Source organism: Streptomyces daqingensis (assembly GCF_014645895.1).
Taxonomy (GTDB): domain Bacteria; phylum Actinomycetota; class Actinomycetes; order Streptomycetales; family Streptomycetaceae; genus Streptomyces; species Streptomyces daqingensis.
The window spans coordinates 25,934-39,377 of sequence record NZ_BMMP01000007.1; the positions used below are offsets into that span (position 1 = coordinate 25,934).

Sequence of the window (13,444 nt, forward strand, 5' to 3'; positions counted from 1 at the left end):
CGTCACAGCCGCCGGTTGTCCAGCACCGCGACCGCTCCACGCACCCGCTCGACCTCGTCGGTGTCCACGTCGGCGACGATCAACTCCGGCTCCGTGCCCGCCTGTTCCCGGATCCGGCCGTCGGGGCCGACGAGCACGCTGTGGCCGATCCCGAGGGGCGCCTTCGTGGGCCGCGTGATGTCCGCGTCCGGCCCGGGCGGTGCCTGGCCGACCGCCGCCACCCAGACCGTGGCGTCCAGCGCGCGTGCCCTGCACAGCAGTTCCCAGTGGTCCAGCTTTCCCGACCCCGCTCCCCAGGAGGCGGGCAGCACGGAGAGCACGGCGCCCTGGTCGGCGTGCGCCCGGAAGAGCTCCGGGAAGCGCACGTCGTAACAGGTCGCCAGGCCGACGCGGACACCCGCGACATCGACGGTGACCACCTCCTGCCCGGGCGCCACCGTCCTGGACTCGGAGAAGCCGAAGGCGTCGTACAGGTGGATCTTGTCGTACGCGGCGTCCACGTCTGGACCCGTCGCGATCAGGGTGTTGGCGACCCGCCCGCCGTCGGCGGGCCTGAACATCCCGGCCACGACGGTCAGTCCGTGCCGCCGTGCCGACTCCCGCACGCCCTCCGCCCACGGCCCGTCCAGCGGCTGGGCCACCGGGGCGAGGGGGATGCCGAAACGAGCCATGGACGCCTCGGGGAAGACGGCCAGCTGCGCACCCTGCGCGGCCGCCCGCTCCGCCAGGCCGTCGACGGCGCGCAGGTTCTCCTCCGGGTCGGTGCCTGCGGTGAACTGGCACAGTGCTGTGCGCAGCGTCGTCACTGCGTCTCCTTTCCGCCGTAGCCGTCCGCGACGGGACGGCGCGCCGGGTTCGTCGTCTCGGGTGCCGCTACAGCGTCTTCACGCCGTGTTCCGCCGCCTCCCGGGGACGAGGCGCGTCGCCGAGGTGGCGGGTGTACTCCTCGTCCTCCGCGTGGTCCGCGTCCCGGCCGAGCAGGACGCCGCCCACGGTCAGGACGGCCGTGACCACGATGTACCCCGCCAGCGGCAGCCAGGTGCCGAAGCTCCCGAGCAGCGCCGTGAAGATGAGCGGGGCCACGGCGCCGCCGATGAGACCGGCCAGCGTGTAGGCGAGCGAGGAGCCGGTGTAGCGCAGCCTCGGACTGAACTGCTCGGCGACGAAGGCCGCCTGGGGCCCGTAGAGCATCGAGTGGATCACGAGGGCGCCGATGACGCCCAGCACGATGAGCCCCCAGGAGCGGGTCTCGGCCAGCGGGAAGAACACGAACGGCCACACGCCCGCGGCGACGGCCGCGGTCATGTACAGCCGGCGGCGGTTCCAGCGGTCGGAGAGGGCTCCGGCGAGCGGGATCAGGAAGATCTGCAGTCCCGAGCCGATGAGTACGGCGGTGAGCGCCTCGCCCTGCGGCATGCCGAGCTGCTCCGTCACGTACGTGAGTACGAAGACGGTGAACATCGCGTAGAGCACGTCGGGGGCGACGCGGCAGAGGATCGCCGCGACCAGCGGACGGCGCTGGGTGGCGAACACCTCGCGGATGGGCGCCTCGGGGCGCTCCCCGGTCTCCTCGACGGCCTTGAAGACGGGGGTCTCCTCCAGGTGCGTCCGCACCCACAGCCCGAAGGCGACGAGGACGCCGGAGAGCAGGAACGCGATCCGCCAGCCGAAGGAGAGGAACTGCTCCTCGGTGAGCATCGCGCCGAGCGCCGCCAGGGCGCCGTTCGCCATGAGGTTGCCCGCGGGCGGACCGACCTGGGCCGCGGAGGCCCAGAAGCCGCGCTGCCGCGAACTGCCGAACTCACTCGTGAGCAGGACGGCACCACCCCACTCGCCGCCGACGCCGACGCCCTGCGCGAAGCGCAGCAGGACCAGCAGGGCGGGAGCGACGGGGCCCGCGACGGCGTGCGTCGGAAGGCAGCCGATCAGGAACGTGGCCGCGCCGACGAGGACGAGCGTCGCGACGAGGACGCGTTTGCGTCCGATGACGTCACCCAGGCGCCCGAAGACGAAACCGCCCAGCGGCCGGGAGACATATCCCACTGCGTAGGTGGAGAACGCGAGCAGCGTGCCCGTGAGCGGGTCCCCGGACGGGAAGAAGAGCTTGCCGAACACGAGCGCCGACGCGGCGGAGTAGACGGCGAAGTCGTACCACTCCAGCGACGTGCCGGTGAGGCTGGCGGTGAACGCCTTGAGCAGCGTTCTGCGGTCCTGGGGGCGGGGTGCGTCGGGGCGGCCGGCGGAGGTGGCGCCGGGCTCTCCCGGCCCGTGGCTCGGGGCCGGCTCCTCCGCCGCCGACTGCTTCGGCGAGTTGTGGTCCACGGGGCTTCCTCACGGTCGGGGACCTCTTGGGTACGGGAGCATACTTGCTGTATACAGCTCGTATGCGCAACCCTCGCGGACAGGATTCACTTCCGCGGAACACAGCCCGACCTGGAGGAACCACCATGTCCAGCCTCGCCTTCACGCTGCCCGACGGCACCCGGCGCACCGTCACCGTGACGCGTCTGCTCAACGCCGGCTACGCGGGCCGCAGCCAGGACGACGTGGCCGCGCACGTGGCGGAGCTGGCGGAACTGGGTGTGCCGGCACCCTCAACGACCCCCGCCCTGTACCCGGTCGCGCCCTACCTCGCGCAGCAGACGGGCAGCGTCCCGGCGCAGCACGGCAGGACCTCCGGCGAGGCCGAGTGGGCGCTCGTCGTCGACGACACCGGCGACCTGCTGCTGACGGCGGCCTGCGACCACACGGACCGCGAGCTGGAGGCGTACGGCGTCGCCTGGAGCAAGAACGCCGGGCCCGACGTGCTCGCCGGGCAGGCCTGGCGGCTCGACGACGTCGCCGACCGCGTGGACAGCCTGACCCTGCGGGCCTGGGTCACGGGCGAGGACGGAACCGAGGAGCTCATCCAGGACTCCACCGCGGCAGAGCTGCTCACACCCCACCACTGGGCCGAAGTGCTGCGCGAGCGCGGCGAGTTGGAGCCGGGAACGGTGCTGATCTCGGGGACGGTGCCGATGCGGCACGGCGTGGACCAGTTCGCCGGGCGCTGGCGCGTGCAGCTCGCGGACCCCTCCACGGGCAACGAGATCTCGCTCGGGTACGACGTCGTACGGATGCCCGAGCCCATCGGCTGAGACGGGGTCCGTCCGCACCACGCGCCCCGCCCTCCTCTTGTGTCCCCGACCCGCTGACTCGCTGATTCCGCGTATCCCGCCGGACGTCGTCCGGCCGCTTCCGGGCTGCGCCGGCTCCCCGCCGGCGCAGCCCGTCGTCGTTCATGTGCCTCCGCGCCGGGAGGGCGCCGGTCCGTACGCCCCGCCGCCGACCGCGCACAGTTCCTGCGAACGTACCCCTTGAAGGATCGTTCAACGATCCTCTACCTTAGCCGGGCATCAGCACCGCACCCCCCACGAGCCGGCCCCCTTCTCGGCGGCACCCTCTCCCTCAGCGAGGTGCACATGAACACCGACCCGATATCCAGCGCCCCCAAGACCGGCACCGGCGACGGCGTGGATTCCGGAACCGATCCCGGAACGGGCCCGCCCCCCGGCTCCGGGCAGCCTGACGGGCGGCAACCGGACGGCTCGGGCTGGTTCGGCTGGTTCCGCGAGCTGGGGGCCTCAGGGCGCCGTGCCTTCGCCGGAGCGTTCGGCGGCTACGCCCTGGACTCCTACGACTTCTTCACCCTGCCGCTCGGCATGGTCGCCATCGGCGCCTACTTCAGCCTCGACACGGGCCAGACCGGCCTCCTCACGACCGTCACGCTGGTCCTCTCCGCTCTCGGCGGCGCCCTCGCGGGCATCCTGGCCGACCGCATCGGCCGCGTTCGGACCCTGATCCTCACGGTGATCACGTACGCGACGTTCACCCTGCTGTGCGGCTTCGCCCCCAACTACGAGACCCTGCTGGTCTTCCGCGCCCTCCAGGGCCTCGGCTTCGGCGGGGAGTGGGCGGTGGGCGCGATCCTCGTCGCCGAGTACGCCACCGCGAAGAACCGGGGCCGCACGCTCGGCGTCATCCAGAGCTCGTGGGCCGTGGGATGGGCGCTGGCCGTCGTCGTCTACACCCTCGTCTTCCAGTTCCTCGACGAGGAGATCGCCTGGCGCGTGCTCTTCTGGACCGGCGCGCTGCCTGCGCTGCTGATCCTGTACGTGCGGCGCAACGTCACCGACGCCCCGAAAGCCGCCGAGCAGCGCCGCAGCAGCCGCGACCGGGGCTCGTTCCGGGCGATCTTCACGCGCGACCTGCGGCGTACGACGCTCTTCGGCGTGCTCCTGTCCACCGGCGTCCAGGGCGGGTACTACACGCTCGCCACCTGGGTGCCCAGCTACCTGAAGACGGACCGCGGACTGACCGTCGTCGGCACCGGAGGGTTCCTGACGTTCCTGATCTCCGGCGCCTTCATCGGCTACCTGACGGGCGGCTACCTCACCGACAAGCTCGGCCGGAAGAACAACGTCGCGCTGTTCGCGGTGCTCTCCGCGGTCTGCGTCGTCGCCTACACCAACGTGCCCATCGGCTCGAACACGGTGGTGCTCCTCCTCGGCTTCCCGCTCGGCTTCTGCATGTCGGCCATCTTCAGCGGGTTCGGCTCGTTCCTCAGCGAGCTGTATCCGACCGCGGTGCGCGGCACGGGGCAGGGCTTCGTCTACAACACCGGCCGTGCCGTGGGCGCCTTCTTCCCCACCCTCGTGGGGTTCCTCGCGGGCAGCTGGGGCGTGAGCGGCGCGCTGATCTTCGGCGCCGTCGGGTACGGCGTCGCGCTCGTCGCCCTGCTGGGGCTGCCGGAGACACGGGGACGCGCGCTGCTGTGACGCCTGTACGGGCGGGCGCCGCGTCCGCCCGTACGGACGCCCGGACGGATCGCAGCGAGCGGGCGGCCCGCACCCGCCGGACCGCAGCGCATTCCCGCGTACGTCCCGCCGCAGTTTCCTCCGCCGTACCGCCGTACCCCCGTACCGCCGTGCACCGACCGGAAGGACCGCACCGTCATGTCCCGTACGACACAGGGCGCTCCGGCCGCCGCAGCGCCGCACCCCGGGGGCCCGGGGGACGCACCGGGCCCAGGGGAGGCCCGGGCGGCCTTCCGCGCCGGATCGACGTCCCCCACCAGCGGCTGGGCGCCGGGTTACACGCAGGTCAACCTGATCTCCGTGCCCCGCGACTGGGCCTACGACGTGCTGCTCTTCTGCCAGCGCAACCCGCGGCCCTGCCCCGTGCTCGACGTGACCGACCCCGGAGGGACCTCCACGGTCCTCGCTCCGGACGCGGACCTGCGCACCGACCTGCCCGCGTACCGCGTATGGGAGGACGGCGAACTCGCCGCGGAGCCGGGCGAGGTGACGGACCGCTGGCGGGACGACCTCGTCACCTTCCTCATCGGGTGCAGCTTCACCTTCGAGTGGGCCCTCGCCGACGCCGGCGTACCGCTGCGCCACCTCGAACAGGAGCGGAACGTCTCGATGTACGTGACGGACCGCCAGTGCCGTCCGGCCGGTCAGATGCACGGCCCGATGGTCGTCTCCATGCGGCCCGTCCCGGAGGAGCTGCTCGGGACGGCGGCCCGCGTCACGGGCCGCATGCCCGCCGTGCACGGCGCTCCCGTGCACAGCGGCGACCCCGCACGGATAGGCATCGCGGACCTTGGCGCGCCCGACTTCGGCGACGCCGTGGACCTGCTGCCGGGGGACGTGCCCGTCTTCTGGGCGTGCGGCGTGACGCCGCAGGCCGCGGTCATGGCGTCCAGGCCGCCGTTCGCGATCACGCACGCGCCGGGCCGGATGTTCGTCACGGACGTGCGGGACGAGCAGTACCTGGTCGCGTGAGGCGATGCCCGGTGACGATTCGCGTAGCCACAGGGGACACACGGGGCTACATTTGGCGAATGAAGATCATCACGCAGCGGGAGTTCCGGAACAATTCCGCGTCCGTCATGGACGCCGTCGAGGCCGGCGAGATCTACCACATCACCCGGAACGGCACGGAAGTCGCCGAGCTGCGCCCGATACACCGCAAGCCGCGGCTGAGTGCCGAAGAACTGGTGGCCCGGCATCGCAGGCTCCCCCGTGTCGACCACCACGAGCTGCGCAGGGAAGCGGACGAGCTGTTCGGCTCCGTCGATCGCGCCGGTGACGACGACCCGTGGGAGCGGGACCGTGACTGAGACCCGCCCCCGGTCCGGCGTGCTGGACACCTGTGCGTACATCGACCTGGATCTGCTCGACCCGGCGGATCTGCCCGCGGTTCCCGAGCTGACCGCCGTCACCCTGGCCGAACTCCACCAAGGCGTCGCCATGGCCAGGGACGCGGTGTCGAGAGCGGCACGCATGGAGAAGCTGGGATCCGCCCTCTCCGACTTCGACCCCCTGCCTTTCGACGGTGCGGCGGCGGCCCGCTACGGGTCGCTCGTCGGACTCACCCTGGCCTCCGCCCGGGATCCGAAGCCCCACCGACTGGACCTGATGATCGCCGCGATCGCATCCGTAAGGGGCCTGCCCCTCTTCACGCGCAATCCCGACGACTTCAAGGGGCTGGACAGCGCGGTGGACGTCGTGGCCGTCTGAGTCCCCAGGCGCCCCTCGGGACCCGCAGTGGCAGGGGCAGGTGCCCGCACCGGCCTGATGTTCCTCACGGACGTGCGGGACCTGCGGACCGAGGGATGCGATCCGACCCTCACCCCGGTCCGCCGAGGCGCATACTGGAGTATGCTTGATGCATGTCAGCCACCACCCGCGTCACGGTCACTCTGCCTGCAGAGCAGGTGGCCGCACTGAAGCAACTGACCGACAACGTCTCCGGCTACGTGTCCGAGGCGGTGGCCCGCCGTCTGAGGCACGAACTGGTCGGTGAGGACCTCCAGCGGTATCAGGAGGAGCACGGCGCCTTCACGGACGAGGAACTCGCGGAGGCGTCCGACAAGATCTTCGGGTCTGCTGGTCGCAACCTCCGCAGCGATGTCGCGTGAAGCAGCACATCGCGACCGTGGTCCTGGACTCTGAGGGACTCTCCGCCTGGATCGCCCAGGACCGGAAGGTCATCGCGATGCTGCAGCTGCTCCACGGCTCAGGAGCCGATTTCGTCGTCGGCGTAAACACCGTCGTCGAAGTGATGCATGCCCGCACGCAGGTCGCCCGCCTGAACTGGGTGCTCTCCCGTGTAAAGGTCGAACCTGTCACTGAGCAGGCGGCGAAAGCCTCCGCCGAGCTGCTCAAATCCTGCGGGCTGCACGGTCACAAGTACGCGATCGACGCCACCGTCGCTGAGGCGGCTCTGCGTCAGCCGGGCCCTGTCGCCATGCTGACCTCCGACATCGATGACATGGAAAAGCTGTGCGGTCACCGAGTGCGGCTCGTACCCCTCTGAGGCACCCGAAACCCGATCCCGACGACTTCAAGGGGCTGGACAGCGCGGTGGACGTCGTGGCCGTCTGAGGGGGAGTCCGGGAGCGGCGCCGGCCGCCGCCCGGTGAGATCCGTCCGGAAGGCACCCGCATGAGCACTCGCCCCCCGCTGCCCCCGTTCACCCTGGAGACCGCACGTCAGAAGGTGCAGGCCGCCGAGGACGCGTGGAACACCCGCGACCCGGAGAAGGTCTCCCTCGCGTACACCGAGGACTCGGTCTGGCGGAACCGCGACTCCTTCGTCACCGGCCGCGCGGCGATCCGGGAGCTGCTGACGCGCAAGTGGCGGCGCGAGTTGGACTACGCGCTGCGCAAGGAGCTGTGGGCCTACGAAGGGAACCGCATCGCGGTGCGCTTCCAGTACGAGTGCCATGACGCGGACGGCCAGTGGTGGCGTTCGTACGGCAACGAGCTGTGGGAGTTCGACGAGAACGGGCTGATGGCGCGCCGCGAGGCCAGCATCAACGACGTCCCCATCGACGAGGGCGACCGGCGCATCCACGGGCCGCGTCCCGAGGCGGAGCGCGGCCAGGGCATCCCGCTGCGGTGACGGGCGTGCGGCCCGGGCCGCGACACCGCGCACGCGGAGCGGCCGGCCGCGGGCGCGAGTGCCCGCGGCCGGCCGCCGGTGCCGGCAGTGGTGCTCAGGCCTCCTCGTAGACCACCCAGACCTGGCCGCGGTCGAAGGCCATGCGCTCGCCGTCGGACTTGGTGAAGGTCGTGCCCGACTCCTCGGTGGGCCGCTCCCACTTCGTCTCGTACGCCTTGCCGTCGCGCAGGACCGTCGCGTCGCCGCTGCCGACGGTCTTCTCGTACGGCGTGCCGCCGTCGTCCGGCGGCATCTCCACCTTCTGCACCACGACCGTCGCACCGCCGAGGCGTGCGCCTCCGGTGGTCTTCGCCGGTTCGCCGTCGAAGGACGCCAGCCAGCGGTCCTCCTCCGCCGACCAGTTGAAGGTGGTCTGCGCCGAGCCGTAGTCGACGGTGCGCTCGTCGGTCGCCTCGCCGCCGCCCGGCGCCTCGTCGGCGAAGCGGAAGCCGATGTCCTTGCTCTTGCTGGCGTCCGGCGCCTGCGCGAGGACCTTGTCGGTGTGCGAGTAGAGGTTGTGCGGGGCCTCGTTGTCGCCGCCGCGGAAGTAGCCGTCCGGGTAGTCGTCGTGGGAGACGCCGTAGAGCTTCGACTTCTTGATCAGGTCGACGACGCCCTCACGCGCGCCCGAGTAGGCGAGTACCGGGCGGTCGAACATCCGGAGCTGCTCGACGTTGTACGCGCGGGCGCTGCGTACCGGGCCGATTCCCTCGGGGAACTTGCTGGAGAACACGCCGAGCAGCCGGCTCAGGCCGCCCTCGACCTTCTCCACGAAGACGATGTCGGCGTTCTCCAGCTCGGTGTGGGGCCGGGCGTCCTTGTGGTTGTCGATCTTCACCGCCATCACGGGGGCGGGTTCGGCGGGGAGCCCGGTGAAGGGCGAGGTCTCCTCGTCCGCCTTAGAGGCCGCCCCCGCCTTCGCCGAGCGGTCCGGCGCCTCCTTCGCGGACGACGCGCCGGCGCCCGCCGTGCCGGCGGCGAGCGCCACCACTGCCAGCGCGGCCAGCCATCGCGTGGGCCTGCGTATGCCTCCGGTTTCGCTGCCGGACGGCGAGGGGGTGGGGAAGCCTCGCATGCAACTGCCTTCCGTCGTGGGGGGTTCGGAGACAGCCACCTCATCGCCGCCGCGCCGCGTCGTCAATACCGCTGCCGTGACACTTCCCGCCGGAGGGGGACATGCGGCCGCCTCGTGGCCAACCTGCCCGTCACAGCTCGGAGTTGATGATCGCCTCCACCAGTACCTCGCCGTCCGCCGTCAGGCTGATCCGCTTGCCGCCGTCGTCGACCACGGCCAGGCCGCGTTCCTGGAGCGAGGCGAACCTGCTCCGCCACGGCTCGTCGAAGAGGGAGCGGCCGGGGAAGCGTTCCTGGTGGAGCCGGTCGTCGAGCGGGCGGAGCGTGGAGAGCGCCATCTTGACCGCCCGGGACTCCTGGGCCTCCTCGGAGAAGCGGGTGGCGGAGCCCAGCGGGACGCGGCCGGCCTCGACGGCCTCGCTGTACTTCTTCCAGTTCACGTCGGTGATGGCCTCGGAAGCACGGCAACTGGAGCTGCCGCCCAGGCCGATGGCGACCTCGGCCTCCTGCTTGTCCTGGTCGACCATGATGGCCTTCCACTTCTCCGGGCCGAGGCCGTCCCGCGCGAAGTACATCGTGGGCTGCTCGCTGTATCCGGAGTCGCGCAGTCCCTCGGTGAGGATCTCGCGCATCTGGTACTGCTCGCCGAGGGTGGGCCAGCGGTGCCCCTTCTCGACGAGCCTGGCGCGGTACTCCGGCAGCTGCCACGCCGCCGGTTTCTCCCCCGCCACTCCGGTCCTGGTGTCGCTGTAGTCCGCGAGGTGCAGCTTCGTGCAGACGACGGCGGTCAGTTCGTTCTCGACGACGATGTCGAGGTCCCGCCGGACGCTGTCCACTGTCTGGTCGAGCAGCCCGTACATGAGGTCGACGCTGATCCACTCGAAGCCGAGGGACTGGGCGTTGCGGACGAAGTCCACGCACATCTGCGCGGTGTGCTCCCGTCCGCACTGCTCCAGCACGGGGTCGTCGAAGGACTGCACGCCGCTGCTGAGCTTGGTGCAGCCCAGTTCGGCGAGGAGTTCGAGCTTCCCGGGCGTGAAGGTGCTGGGGTCGCCCTCGAAGCGGATGGCCGTGTCGGCGGTGAAGGCGAAGTTCTCGCGGTAGAAGTCGAGCAGCCGGCGGATGGCGTCCGGAGGCAGCAGGGAGGGCGTACCGCCGAAGACGTTGAACTCCCCGACGGGTGCGGTGGCGAGGCTGGGCACGTCGCGCAGCCACAGCTCGGCCTCGCGGATATTCCAGTCCACCCACTGCGTCGCCTTGCTGTCGACGGCCTCCGGGGAGCCCTTCGCCAGCACCACCGGGTACTGGCAGAAGCGGCAGCGGTAGGCGCAGGTCGGTATGTAGGACCACAGGTGGATGGGTGCGGTGGAGGCGAGCTGGCGGTCCAGGTCCGCCAGGAAGTCCTCCGGGGCGTAGCCGGGGATGTTTCCGGGGAAGACGTGCGCGCCGAACGGGTCCTCGGTGACGTACTCGACGAGGTGCCGGTTGGCCGGGTCGGTCAGCGCCCCCAGCACCGCCGGTTCGGGGTGGGCGGGATCGGTCTGCCGCAGGGAGGCGAGGGACTCCTCGTAGGTCTGCCGTCGGGCGATGTCCATCAGAAGACACCGCCGTTGCCGAAGTAGTTGTGGGCTTCCCCGGATTCGCGGTCCTCGCAGAAGTACCGGACGAACTCGGTGAACCTCTCCGGCGGTACGTCCCGCAGGCACGGTGGCAGCGGCGGCGGGTGGCCGATGTCCTCGCCGACGGTGGCGCGCAGCCTGGCGAATATCTCGTCGGCGAACTCGAAGTACAGCCGGTAGGACGGGGTCTTGTACGAGTGGATGGGGGTGAAGTCGATCATCCTCATCTCGTCCTTGATCTCCGCTATGCGCTGCCCGAGCCGTTCGGCCAGCGAGGGGCCGAAGAAGTCCACGACGGCGTCGTCGTCGAGGAGCGACGGCGTCAGCAGCACCGGCAGGATCGTGTTCTTCGGTGTGAAGTCCTTGACGGAGAACTCCCAGGCCTGCAGGGCCTCTTCCTCGGTCAGGTCGCCCTCGCGGTCGGCCACCGGCTCCGGCACGCGGATGTCGCGCATGACGATGATGCCGTCCGAGCCGTACGCCCTGCCCGTGATCACCTCGTCGATGGCGTGGTTGACGCGCCTCGGGTTGATCTCGACGCGGGAGGCGGGAACGTAGGCGATGTCCTCGCCGGAGCCGCGGACGCGGATGCCGAAGTCCCAGTCGTCGGACAGGTGGTTGACGAAGCGGCCGTTCTGGAGCTGGTAGAAGATCTCGACGCCGCCGACCTTCTCGTACGCCTCGCGCTCCACGGCGAATCCCTTGCCGTCGGGGAACCCGCCGAACAGCGAGAACGTCACGGCGCGGCAGCGCAGCGTCTTCTGGATGGCGTCCCACAGGCGCGGGCGCCGCGTGAAGTGCTCGGGCGCGTAGTAGTAGTCGCACACGCCGATGGCGGCCTTGCCCGACTCCATGGCCGTGAACAGCTCCCACAGCCAGCGCTCGTCCACACGGCAGTCCGCGTCGGCCGACACGAGGTAGAAGCGCTGCTCGGAATCGGTCTGACCGCGCCGTGCGCTGCGCCGGGACGCGAAGTCCATGCCCGTCCGCCGCGCGCAGGCCACCCCCTGCTCGGGTTCCGGGACGACGTGGAGGGCGAGGTCGGGATGGGCCTCCGCGAAGGCGCGGGCGATCCGCACGGTGTCGTCGGTGGAGTTGTTGTCCACAATGACGACTTCGTACAGCGACTTGTCCAACGGGCCTTCCGGGCCGCGCTGTTCGTAGAGGGAACGCAGCACGGCGGGCAGGTTGTCCGCCTCGTTGTAGACGGGCAGCACGACGCTCATGCGGGTCCGCTCGCCCATCGGGGTCAGGAACAGCTCGGCCAGCAGCTCGCCCGCCCGTTCGGCTCCGAAGTGACGCTCCCCGAGCCGGTGGTTGTGGTCCGCCATCTCCTCGCGCTTCCTCTCGTCCATGATCAGCCGGGCCACGTCGTCGACGAAGGCCGGCGTGGGCAGGTCGCCGTCGGTGAGTTCCATGACGGGGGCTCGGAATCCCTTGTCCCCGTAGACGGTGTCGTAGAGCTCGTAGCGGGTGGTCACGTACGGGACGCGGGAGGCAACGGCTTCACCGATCGGGTTGCCGTAGCTCTCGTAGTCGTAGGACGTCAGGAACGAGGCGACCGCGGCCTGAGAGAGCAGGTCCCGTACGGAGAAGCCGTCGCCGCTGGCCGCGCCGATGTCCGCCTCGTGCGGGGCGAGCCGGCCGCCGAAGACCACGCGGTCCGCCACGCCGAGCGACTGCGCGAGCGTGCGGAGCCGTGCGTACTCGTCCGGCGCCTCGGCGGTGTCCCCTGCGACGAACAGGTACGCGCCGGTGCGGTCCGCGAGGCCGGCCAGCAGGTGGATGTCCCGGTCGATGCGCTTCTGCGGGATGATCCTCGTGCAGCGGGCGATGAGCGGCGCGTCCTCGGGGACTCCGTACGCGCGGCGGAACCCGCCGTCTCCTCCTGTGCGGGGGGCGCCGGCGGGCGCGTGCGTGAACGTGTTGGGCAGCACGTCGATGTTCGTAAGGTCCGGCACCCACTCGAGGGTCCGCCGGCGGGCCTCCTCGTGCAGCGCGACGTAGTGGATCCAGGGCGAGTTGCGCGGTGCGACGGTGCCCGGGTACGGGAACTCGCCGTACTTCCTGATGCCCGGCTCGCTCTGCCACATCAGGTCGTGGTCGCGCCACATGACGTACCGGCCCAGCCGGTGGCGCCGCCCGTAGGTCTCGATCGCCGAGTAGAGGGCCCTGGTGTAGGCGACGTTCTCGGGCAGGGTGCCGTTCTCGACCATCACGAACGACACGTCCCTGCGCTCCCACGTCTCGACGATCCGCTCGCTGATCGCCTCCGCCGCGGCCTCGACCAGCGGCAGCAGATGCTCGCCGGCGCCTTCCTGGACGTACTCGCGCAGCACGTCGGAGACGAATCCGGGCCCGTAGCCGGGCACTTCGCCGATCCCCTCGATGCGGTCGAGCCGCACCCAGCCGGGAAGCAGCGCCGCCTCGTCGCGGTAGGGCCGGAAGAACGCGTTCTTGTCCGCCTTCACGTCGTAGCCGAGGTCGAGGTGCACCCGGTAGCCCTGCTCCCGGAACGCCCTCGCGGTCTTGACGAACTCCACCACCACGCCGGATATCGGCGTGGCGTCGAAAGATGCTCCCCACAAAACGGTCATGGACTCCAGATGCTCCTGCCGTCGCCTGCCGGTTCGTCCCTCAAGAGGACGCCGTGAAGGGGAAGTTGACATTCCGGCGCCCCTGTCGAGGAGACCACCGGCAGAGCAGCCTGAGAAGACCGCGCATCGGTTCAATTCACTTCCCTGTGATCTCCATGCCAAT

13 protein-coding genes are annotated in these 13,444 nt (G+C 70.7%); 8 read left to right on the forward strand and 5 right to left on the reverse strand.

The annotated features are described in order from the left end of the window. Positions 1 to 2: 2 nt before the first annotated feature. Positions 3 to 797 carry a carbon-nitrogen hydrolase family protein gene (locus IEY56_RS11770; protein WP_189037316.1) on the reverse strand — a complete coding sequence of 265 codons (795 nt, stop codon included), beginning with the start codon at positions 795 to 797 and terminating at the stop codon, positions 3 to 5. Positions 798 to 873: 76 nt separating this feature from the next. After that, positions 874 to 2,199, reverse strand: a complete 1,326-nt coding sequence (locus IEY56_RS11775; RefSeq protein ID WP_189037317.1) for an MFS transporter — start codon at positions 2,197 to 2,199, stop codon at positions 874 to 876. A 248-nt stretch (positions 2,200 to 2,447) separates the two neighbouring features. On the opposite strand from IEY56_RS11775, the gene IEY56_RS11780 reads away from it, so the two are divergent. The 8 genes from IEY56_RS11780 to IEY56_RS11815 all read left to right on the forward strand — a co-directional run bounded on the left by IEY56_RS11780 (position 2,448) and on the right by IEY56_RS11815 (position 7,952). Further along, entirely contained in the window at positions 2,448 to 3,137 is a 690-nt protein-coding gene (locus IEY56_RS11780) for a DUF2848 domain-containing protein (protein WP_189037112.1), read from the forward strand. Between the two features lie 324 nt (positions 3,138 to 3,461). Further along, entirely contained in the window at positions 3,462 to 4,817 is a 1,356-nt protein-coding gene (locus IEY56_RS11785) for an MFS transporter (protein WP_189037113.1), read from the forward strand. A gap of 177 nt (positions 4,818 to 4,994) precedes the next feature. Beyond that, positions 4,995 to 5,828: a putative hydro-lyase gene (locus IEY56_RS11790; RefSeq protein WP_189037114.1), complete on the forward strand. Its 834-nt coding sequence runs from the start codon at positions 4,995 to 4,997 to the stop codon at positions 5,826 to 5,828. 59 nt (positions 5,829 to 5,887) lie between these two features. Beyond that, entirely contained in the window at positions 5,888 to 6,166 is a 279-nt protein-coding gene (locus tag IEY56_RS11795; protein WP_189037115.1) for a type II toxin-antitoxin system Phd/YefM family antitoxin, read from the forward strand. Beyond that, positions 6,159 to 6,566, forward strand: a complete 408-nt coding sequence (locus IEY56_RS11800) for a PIN domain-containing protein (protein ID WP_229711815.1) — start codon at positions 6,159 to 6,161, stop codon at positions 6,564 to 6,566. Before IEY56_RS11795 ends, IEY56_RS11800 begins: the two co-directional genes overlap by 8 nt. 152 nt (positions 6,567 to 6,718) lie before the next feature. Beyond that, a complete protein-coding gene (locus tag IEY56_RS11805) occupies positions 6,719 to 6,967 on the forward strand; it encodes a type II toxin-antitoxin system CcdA family antitoxin (RefSeq protein WP_045863741.1) in 249 nt (82 codons plus the stop codon). Continuing rightward, positions 6,964 to 7,365, forward strand: coding sequence for a DNA-binding protein (locus IEY56_RS11810; RefSeq protein WP_189037116.1), 402 nt, complete (start codon positions 6,964 to 6,966; stop codon positions 7,363 to 7,365). The genes IEY56_RS11805 and IEY56_RS11810 overlap by 4 nt, the downstream gene beginning before the upstream one ends. Before the next feature lie 128 nt (positions 7,366 to 7,493). Continuing rightward, entirely contained in the window at positions 7,494 to 7,952 is a 459-nt protein-coding gene (locus tag IEY56_RS11815; RefSeq protein WP_189037117.1) for a nuclear transport factor 2 family protein, read from the forward strand. Positions 7,953 to 8,046: 94 nt separating this feature from the next. On the opposite strand, the gene IEY56_RS11820 is transcribed toward IEY56_RS11815, so the two are convergent. The 3 genes from IEY56_RS11820 to IEY56_RS11830 form a co-directional block, all read right to left on the reverse strand. Then, positions 8,047 to 9,066 (reverse strand): DUF3048 domain-containing protein, encoded by a 1,020-nt coding sequence (locus IEY56_RS11820; RefSeq protein WP_189037118.1) that lies wholly within the window; start codon positions 9,064 to 9,066, stop codon positions 8,047 to 8,049. 130 nt (positions 9,067 to 9,196) lie between these two features. Beyond that, positions 9,197 to 10,660 carry a radical SAM protein gene (locus IEY56_RS11825; protein ID WP_189037119.1) on the reverse strand — a complete coding sequence of 488 codons (1,464 nt, stop codon included), beginning with the start codon at positions 10,658 to 10,660 and terminating at the stop codon, positions 9,197 to 9,199. Then, complete coding sequence (locus tag IEY56_RS11830; protein ID WP_189037120.1) at positions 10,660 to 13,281, reverse strand: glycosyltransferase; 2,622 nt, start codon at positions 13,279 to 13,281, stop codon at positions 10,660 to 10,662. Before IEY56_RS11830 ends, IEY56_RS11825 begins: the two co-directional genes overlap by 1 nt. Positions 13,282 to 13,444 lie beyond the last annotated feature (163 nt).